Origin of the sequence: Streptomyces sp. NPDC051567, from assembly GCF_044454165.1 — a bacterium.
Lineage (GTDB): Bacteria > Actinomycetota > Actinomycetes > Streptomycetales > Streptomycetaceae > Streptomyces.
On sequence record NZ_JBITDK010000012.1, the window covers coordinates 189475 to 197455 of the forward strand.

The 7981-nt window shown below is 74.5% G+C and carries 6 protein-coding genes; 1 reads left to right on the top strand and 5 read right to left on the bottom strand.

Translation table 11 applies throughout. The features are described 5' to 3' along the window. Nucleotides 1–271: 271 nt before the first annotated feature. The 5 genes from ggt to ACIA5F_RS16480 all read right to left on the bottom strand — a co-directional run bounded on the left by ggt (nucleotide 272) and on the right by ACIA5F_RS16480 (nucleotide 6336). Entirely contained in the window at nucleotides 272–2077 is a 1806-nt protein-coding gene (ggt, locus tag ACIA5F_RS16460) for a gamma-glutamyltransferase (protein ID WP_399353370.1), read from the bottom strand. A gap of 190 nt (nucleotides 2078–2267) precedes the next feature. Continuing rightward, nucleotides 2268–3614, bottom strand: coding sequence for a cytochrome P450 (locus tag ACIA5F_RS16465; RefSeq protein ID WP_399353372.1), 1347 nt, complete (start codon nucleotides 3612–3614; stop codon nucleotides 2268–2270). Between the two features lie 42 nt (nucleotides 3615–3656). Next, nucleotides 3657–4202, bottom strand: a complete 546-nt coding sequence (locus tag ACIA5F_RS16470; protein ID WP_399353374.1) for a hypothetical protein — start codon at nucleotides 4200–4202, stop codon at nucleotides 3657–3659. Next, the gene (locus ACIA5F_RS16475) at nucleotides 4199–5644 is read right to left on the bottom strand and encodes an ATP-binding protein (protein ID WP_399353376.1); all 1446 of its coding nucleotides are present in this window, start codon (nucleotides 5642–5644) and stop codon (nucleotides 4199–4201) included. The genes ACIA5F_RS16470 and ACIA5F_RS16475 overlap by 4 nt, the downstream gene beginning before the upstream one ends. After that, on the bottom strand, nucleotides 5641–6336 hold the full coding sequence (locus ACIA5F_RS16480; protein ID WP_399353378.1) for a response regulator: 696 nt from the start codon (nucleotides 6334–6336) through the stop codon (nucleotides 5641–5643). The genes ACIA5F_RS16475 and ACIA5F_RS16480 overlap by 4 nt, the downstream gene beginning before the upstream one ends. A gap of 191 nt (nucleotides 6337–6527) precedes the next feature. Between ACIA5F_RS16480 and ACIA5F_RS16485 the strand changes: the two genes are divergently transcribed. Next, nucleotides 6528–7799 (top strand): Ig-like domain-containing protein, encoded by a 1272-nt coding sequence (locus ACIA5F_RS16485; RefSeq protein ID WP_399353380.1) that lies wholly within the window; start codon nucleotides 6528–6530, stop codon nucleotides 7797–7799. Nucleotides 7800–7981 lie beyond the last annotated feature (182 nt).

The following is a 7981-nucleotide window of genomic DNA, read 5'->3' on the forward strand; positions in this document are numbered from 1 at the left end:
TGCTCCTCGCGACGGGAACACCGGCTTCTGCGCACGTGGACGGGTGCGTAGGGAGTAGAACGTAAGCGTCGTCACACCGCGGGGCAAGACCGCCGTGCGCGGTTGGAGCAACCGGTCGCGATACGCCTTCCCGCGATCGTCCGCGATCAGGGAACGGCCGGTTCGCGGCCGGGCGCCGCGCGGGTCACCCGGCCGGAGCACCCCGGCCACGGCGCGGCGCGGCCCGGCCCGGTGTCCCCGGGCCGGGCCGCGCGCAGGTACGTACGGGCCCCTACGGTCGCCCGTGCGGGCGGACGACCATCGCCGAGCCGCCGCCCCGCCGGGTCGTCTCCGCCGCCGCCAGCCAGCGCCCGTCCGGCAGCCGCTGGACTCCGGTGGCCGCGCCGATCTCCGGGTTCTGCCGGAAGCCCTGCCCGATGGCCTCCAGCTCGGCCCGCACCGGGCTGTTCCACAGCCCCGGCTCCAGCTCGGTCGTCGTCTGGTTGCGCTGGCTGGCCCGGGGCGCGGCGATCGCGTCGACCAGCGGCAGCCCCCGGTCCAGGTGGCCGGTGAGGGCCTGTAGGACGGTGGTGATGATGGTGGCGCCGCCCGGGGAGCCCACCGCGAGGACCGGACGCCCGTCCTCCAGCACGATCGTCGGGGCCATGGAGGAGCGCGGGCGCTTGCCGGGGCCGGGCAGGTTCGGGTCCGGGACGCCGGGCGCGGCCGGGGCGAAGGAGAAGTCGGTCAGCTCGTTGTTGAGCAGGAAACCGCGGCCGGGGACGGTGATCGCGCTGCCGCCGGTGGACTCGATGGTCAGCGTGTAGGAGACCACGTTGCCCCAGCGGTCGGCGACCGTCAGGTGGGTGGTGTTCTCCCCCTCGTACGTGGTCGGGGCGGCCTGCCCGGTGGTGGCGCAGGGCACCGGTCGGCGCGGGTCGCCCGGGGGCAGCGGGCTGGTCAGCGCCCTGTCCGGCCGGATCAGGCAGGCGCGCGAGTCGGCGTACCGCTGCGAGAGCAGTTCCCGCGTGGGGACGTCGACGGCGGCCGGGTCACCGACCCAGCGGCCCCGGTCGGCGAAGGAGATCCGCGACGCCTCGATGAAGTGGTGCAGGTACTGGGTCTCGGAGAGGCGGCCGAGGTCCGTCCGCTCCAGGATGTTCAGCGCCTCGCCGACGGTGGTGCCGCCGGAGGAGGAGGGGGCCATGCTGTAGACGTCCAGGCCCCGGTAGCCCACCCGGGTCGGGGCCTGGTGCTCGACCTCGTACGCGCGCAGGTCGCCGGTGGTCAGGTCGCCGGGGCGGACGACGCGGGTGGCGGCCGGGTCCACCGGGGGCGTGCGCACGGCCCGGACGATGTCCTCGGCGATCGGGCCCCGGTAGAGCGCGCCGGCGCCCTTGCGGCCCAGTTGCGCGTAGGTGGCGGCCAGGTCCGGGTTCTTGAAGGTGGAGCCGACGACCGGCAGGGCGCCGCCCGGCAGGAACAGCGCCGACGAAGCCGGGAAGTCCTTGAACCGGTCCTGGTTGAGGGCGGTCTGGGCCCGGAAGGTGGCGTCGACGGTGAAGCCGTCGCGGGCCAGTTTCTCGGCGGGCCGCAGCAGCTGGGCGAGCGGGCGGGTGCCCCAGGCGTCGAGGGCGCTCTTCCAGGTGGCGGGGGTGCCGGGGACGCCGACGGCCCGGCCGCTGGTCTGGCCCTGGTCGAAGGGGATGGGGACGCCGTTCTCCTGGAACAGCGTCTCGGTGGCCGTCGCCGGGGCGGTCTCGCGGCCGTCTATGGTCTCCACCCGGCGGGAGCGGGCGTCGTAGTGGACGAAGTAGCCGCCTCCGCCGATGCCTGCCGAGTAGGGCTCGGTGACCCCGAGCGCGGCGGCGGTGGCGACCGCCGCGTCCACGGCGTTGCCGCCGGAGCGCAGGACGGCGATGCCGGCCGCGGTGGCGTCGGCGTCGACGCTCGCGACGGCTCCGCCGTAGCCCGCGGCCACCGGGACCTTCGCCGGGGCCGGTCCCGGGTCCGTGGGCGGCGGGGCGGCGGCGCCGGTGGAGACCAATGCCCCGGCGAGGGCGACGAACACCAGCTGACGTGCGGCGGGACGACGCATCCGTACCTCCAGTCGACGGCCTGTCAGAACGTGTCCAGGCCCGGCTCGGCACTGTAATCGCACAGGCCCTCCCGCGTCAGGGATGCCGGGGCGCGGACTCTTTCCGCCTACTGCCGCCTACTGCCGCCTGCTGCCGAAGGGGGTCGGCTCCGACGCGTACGGCCCGGTGCGGCGGAGCCGGTGGCGGGTGTCACCGGGCCGGCCCGGACACCCGCAGCGGCAGCCGGGTGATCCCGTTGATGAAGTGGGAGACCAGCCGGCGCGGTTCGCCCGCGAGTTCGGGCGGGGGCATGACGGTGCGCCACTCCTCGTGGAGGACGCGGAGCTGGAGCCGGGCGAAGTGGGCGCCGAGGCAGACGTGCGGGCCGTCGCCGAAGGAGACGTGCGGGTTGGGCGTGCGGCCCAGGTCGAGGCGGGCGGGGTCGGTGAAGACGCGCTCGTCGTGGTTGGCGGAGGCGTGCAGGACGACGACCTTCTGCCCGGCCCTGATCCGCCGCCCCGCCAGTTCGGTGTCGACGGCCGCCGTGCGGCGGAAGCTGAGGACCGGCGGGTGGACGCGCAGCAGCTCCTCCACGGCCGGGCCGTACGCCACGTTCCCCGCGGCCAGCCGGCGGTAGGCGCCGGGGTCGCGGGCGAGGGCGAGCAGACCGCCGGGGGCGGCGGCGCGTACGGTGTCGTTGCCCGCGACGGTGAGCAGGAAGAAGAACATCTCCAGCTCGGCCGGTTCGAGTCCGGCTCCGGCGAGGGCGCTCATCACGTCGTCGCCGGGGTGCGCCCGCTTGTGGGCGGCCAGTTCGCGGGCGTACGCGAACATCTCGCCGAGCAGCGCCGGGGAGCGGGGGTCGAGCGGTCTGCCGTCCGGGCCCCGGAGCGGGTGGGGGGCTTCCTCGGGGTCCTGGTAGCCGATGACCCGTACGGTCCACTCCAGCAGCAGCGCGCGGTCGGCGGCCGGGACGCCCAGCAGGTCGGTGAGGTTGAGCAGGGCGTACTCGTCGGTGACGGCGCTCACGATGTCGCGGGAGCCGTCCTCGGCGCCGTCGCGGGCGGCGGCGAGCAGGCTCCGGGCCCGTTCGCGCGCCCGGTCGGCGAAGGCGTCGACACGGGCGGGGGTGAAGGCGCGGGCGACGAGGCGGCGGAGCCGGCCGTGGTGGCCCGCGTCCGCGCCGTGGCCGCCCGCGCCGGGGTCCTGGTTGAGCGGGGAGCGGCGCAGGAACGGCAGGTCGGCCGGGTCTGGGTCGCGGATCTGGGTGGCGCCCAGCCAGGAGGAGTACGTCCGGTGGTCGCGCAGGACACGGACGACGTCGGCGTGGCGGGTCACCGCCCAGAAGCCGGGTCCGGCGGGCCAGCCCCCGATCTCCGGCTCCTCCTGCCAGGCCACCGGGTGCCGGTCGCGCAGCAGCCGGTAGCGGGCGTACGGGACGCCTTCGGCGTAGACGCGGGGGTCGAAGACGTCGGGTACGGCTCCGCTCCGGCCGGTGCGGAGGCCCGCACTCCGGTCCGTTCCCCGGTCCGTTCCCCGGTCCGCGCTCTGGTCCATGGGCCCACGGTGGTGTCCGGCGGGCCTTCGCGCAAGGGGTGGTCAGCGGGCGGGGGCGCAGCGGGCCGGTTCGAGGGTGGTGTCGGTGCCGACGAGGGTGACCTGGGCGTCGACGTCCGGGCCCGTGGTGGAGGAGAGGCTGCACACGAGCTGGCGGCGGGCGGGCTCGGAGAGGTCGCGGACGGCGAAGGGCAGCCGGGCCCACAGGGCGTCCTCGGCCGTGTGTTCGACACTGCTGCGGCCGAGGACCTCCTCGCCGGTGAGCAGGGGCAGCCCGGTGGTGAACCCGGCCTCCCGCTCCCGGGGGCCGGGGCCGGCCAGCAGCCGCACGAGCAGTGCGGTCGGCGACAGCACGAGGCGTTCGTCCTGCGGGAACGCGACGGCGCGGCCCTCGGGCGAGAGGAAGTAGAGCAGGGCCCCGGCCCCCGGGGGTCCCGCCTCCACGTGCGCGGCGGGGCCGCTGCCGATGACCCCGGTGGGGGTGATCCCGCAGCCGGTGAGCAGCAGGGGCCCCAGCAGCGCGGCGGCGGCCACGGGCCGGGCGCGGGGCCGCACCAGAGGGTGGTGCCGGGTCAGGGGCCGGGTCATCCGTGGGCCTCCAGGGGCATGTCGAGGGTGAACACGGCTCCCCCGGCGGGGGCGTTGGCGGCGTGCAGGGTGCCGCCGTGGAGACGGACGTTCTCCAGGGTGATGGCGAGTCCGAGGCCGCTGCCCGCCGAGCGGGTGCGGGCCGCGTCGGCCTTGAAGAACCGGTCGAAGATGTGCGGCAGGGCCTCGGGGGCGATGCCGGGCCCGCTGTCGGCGACCTCGATCAGCAGCCGGTCGCCGTCCGGCCCGGGGCCGGTGCGGACGGTGACCGTGACGGGGGCGCCGCCGTGCCGGAGGGCGTTGCCGACGAGGTTGGCGAGGACCACGTCGAAGCGGCGCGGGTCGAGCCGGGCGCGGACCCGTCGCGGCAGGACGGTGACCACCTGCCCGTCGTCCCAGCGGCGGAGTTCGAGGCTCTTCTCCACGGCCTCGGCGATGTCCACGTCGTCCAGGTTGAGTCCGGCGGCGCGGGCGTCGAAGCGGGAGATCTCCATGAGGTCCTCGACCAGGACGGCGAGTTTGCCGGTCTCGGCGCTGATCAGCCGTAGGGCGGCGGCCGTGTCGGGGCCGAGTTCCTCGGCGTCCTCGTCCAGCACCTCGGTGACGGCGAGCATTCCGGCGAGCGGGGTGCGCAGTTCGTGGGAGACGTCGGAGGCGAAGCGGCGGGCGCGGGTCCCGGCGTCGCGCAGTTCCGTCACCGACTCCTCCAGGGCGCGGGCGGTCTCGTTGAAGGTCCGGGCGAGACCGGCGAGTTCGTCGGAGCCCCTGACCTCGATCCGGGTGTCCAGGTGGCCGCGGCCCAGGTGTTCGGCGGCGCGGCGCATGTCCCGTACCGGCCGCAGGACGCTGCGGGCGGCGAGGAGGGCGGGGACGAGCGCGACGGCGAGGCCCGGGAGGGCGCCGGTGCGGGCGGCCCCGACCATCAGAGCGACCGTCTGTTCCTCGGTGACCAGGGGCATGGTGGCGTAGAAGACGGCCCCGGTGGGGCTGCGGAGGCCGTTGTGGGTGAGGACGGCCGGGACGGCGACGGTCAGGACGGGGGCGCCGGAGCCGTCCGTCACCCGCTGGAAGGCCCCGTGCGGGGTGGCGCCCACCTCGTCGCGGAGGGCGTCGGTGACCACGGTGGAGACGGGGCGGCCCGGCTGGGAGGAGGCGCGCAGGGTTCCGTACTCGGCGAAGACGGTCCAGCGGTGCGGGGTGCCGCGCCGGGCGAGTTCGGTGGTGACGCGCTGGAGCTGTTCCTGGTCCATCGGCAGGTACAGGGCCTGCTGTTCGATCCGGGCGCGGAAGGAGCTGACGGCCGTGTCCTGGCTCTGCTTGAGAATGGCGTTGCGGGCCTCGCGGTAGGTGAGGGCGGCCGTGCTGACGGCGCTGACGGCGGCGACCAGCAGGAAGGCCGCGATCAGCCGGGTGCGCAGGCCGAACGGTGCGAGACGTCTCACCCGCGCTCCCCGACCGGGCCGAAGCGGTAGCCGAAGCCGCGCACGGTCTGGATGTAGCGGGGCGCGGACCCGGGCTCCTCTATCTTGAGGCGCAGGCGGCGTACGCAGGCGTCCACGAGCCGGGCGTCGGCGTGGTAGCTGTGCTCCCAGACGTGCTCCAGGAGCCGGCGGCGGGAGAAGACCTGTCCGGGCGCGGCGGACAGGTGCAGCAGGAGCTTGAGTTCGCTGGGGGCGAGCGGGAGCGGTTCGCCGTTCCTGGTGACGGTCAGTCCGGCGCGGTCCACGGCGAGTTCTCCGTGGAGTTCGGCCTCGGGGCGGCCGGGCGCCGGGTCGCCGAGGCGGCGCAGCACGGCCCTGATCCGGGCCTCGACGACCGCGGTGCGGGCGGGTTTGACGATGTAGTCGTCGGCTCCGGCCTCCAGGCCGACGACTATGTCGACGTCGTCGCCGCGCGCGGTGAGCATGATGACCGGTATCTGGCTGGTCTCGCGCAGGCGGCGGCAGACCTCGACGCCGTTGATCCCCGGCAGCATGAGGTCGAGGAGGACGAGTTCGGGGCGGAACCCGCGCAGCAGGGCGAGCCCCTCCTCGCCGGTCCCGGCGGTCGTCACCTCGTGGCCCCGGCGGCGCAGGCCGAGCCGGACTCCTTCCCGGATGGAAGGGTCGTCCTCGATCAGCAGTACGCGTGGCATCGGTTCAGTATCCAAGGTCCGCCGGGGAGTTCCGCCACCGGCCGGGCACACGGGGGTACCCCGCCGCCGGGCGGTGGCGGGGGTGCCGTGTTTCACGGGTTTTCGGGCTGCGGTCCATGTCACAGCGGGAGGAAGGAGATTTCCGGCGGAATCCGCAACCGGAGGCCGCTGCTTCGACTCTCTCCTTTCAGATGATCGTCATTTCGGAGGGGTTTCCGTTGAGCCGTACACGCCGTACCGCACTGTCGCGCAGCCAGGCATTCCAGGGGCGCCGCCGCCAGGCCGCGCTGGCCGGTACCGCGCTGCTGGCCGCTGCCGCACTGACCGCCTGCGGGGGCGGCTCGGGCGCGGGCGCGGACGGCAAGGCGGAGATGAAACCGAAGGACAAGCCGACGACGGCCATGGCGATCTCGGTGAACCTCACGGGCGATCAGGTGAAGGCCGGGGAGCCGGTCAAGGTGACGCTCGCCGAGGGCAAGCTGGCCCAGGTGAAGGTCACCGACTCCAAGGGCGGCGAACTGGACGGACGGATAGCCGACGACGCCAAGAGCTGGGTCTCGGAGCGCAACGCCGTCCCCGGCGCGGAGTACCAGGTGGCGGCGCAGAACACCGAGAGCCAGAGCGCGAACGCGCAGTTCAGGACGACCGCCGCGGACAAGGTGAACAAGGTCACCATCAAACCCGGCAAGGACTCCACGCTCGGCGTCGCCCACCCGGTCTCGCTGGTCTTCGACAACCCGGTGAAGAACAAGGCCGCGGTGGAGAAGCAGCTCAAGGTGACCACCTCGAACAACACCGAGGGGTCCTGGGGCTGGTTCAAGGACCACTCCGGCAGCGACCGGGTCGACTGGCGGCCCAAGGAGTACTGGAAGTCCGGGACCGAGGTGAAGGTGGAGATGAACCTCAACGGGGTCGACTCCGGTGGCGGTTACTTCGTCCGGGACTACGCCACCAACTTCAAGATCGGCAAGGACCGCCGGATGGAGGTCAGCCTCGACACCAAGCAGATGAAGGTGATCGAGGACGGCCAGCTCGTCAGGACGATCCCGGTCTCGTCCGGTACTCCGGGCGGCAAGAAGGCGTCGTGGTCCGGGAAGATGGTGCTCATGGCCAAGGAGGGCACGATCCGGATGGACTCCCAGACCGTGGGCCTGGGCGACGCCTACGACAAGATGGTCGACTACTCGATGAAGCTGACCCCGTCGGGCACGTACGCGCACGCGGCGCCGTGGAACGCGGCCAACTTCGGCCGCGTCAACGCCAGCTCCGGCTGTATCGGCATGAGCGACGCCGACGCCAAGTCCTTCTACGCCATGGTGCAGGTCGGTGACCTCTTCGAGGTCACCGGCAGCGGTTCCAAGGGCATCGCCCCGATCGGCAACGGGTACGGCGAGTGGAACAAGACCTGGGACGAGTGGAAGCAGCTGAGCGCGCTGAACGGCGCCGCCGCCCAGACCGGCTGACCCTCGTCGGGGAGCGCGCGGCGGGGGGGGGGGGGGGGGGGGGGGGGGGGGGGGGGGGCGCCGGGCCCCCCCCCCCCCCGGGCCCCGCCGCCCCCCCCCCCGCCCCCCCCCCCCCCCCCCCCCCCCCGCGCGCGCCGGGGGGGGGGGGGGGCGGGGGGGGGGGGGGGGGTGGGGGGGGGGGC

Excerpts from the sequence above, each read along its gene's own strand:
- ACIA5F_RS16465 (WP_399353372.1), bottom strand. The coding sequence starts at position 3,614 with ATGGACCAGAGCGCGGACCGGGGAACGGACCGGGGAACGGACCGGAGT.
- ACIA5F_RS16470 (WP_399353374.1), bottom strand. The coding sequence starts at position 4,202 with ATGACCCGGCCCCTGACCCGGCACCACCCTCTGGTGCGGCCCCGCGCC.
- ACIA5F_RS16480 (WP_399353378.1), bottom strand. The coding sequence starts at position 6,336 with ATGCCACGCGTACTGCTGATCGAGGACGACCCTTCCATCCGGGAAGGA.
- ggt (WP_399353370.1), bottom strand. The coding sequence starts at position 2,077 with ATGCGTCGTCCCGCCGCACGTCAGCTGGTGTTCGTCGCCCTCGCCGGG.
- ACIA5F_RS16485 (WP_399353380.1), top strand. The coding sequence starts at position 6,528 with ATGATCGTCATTTCGGAGGGGTTTCCGTTGAGCCGTACACGCCGTACC.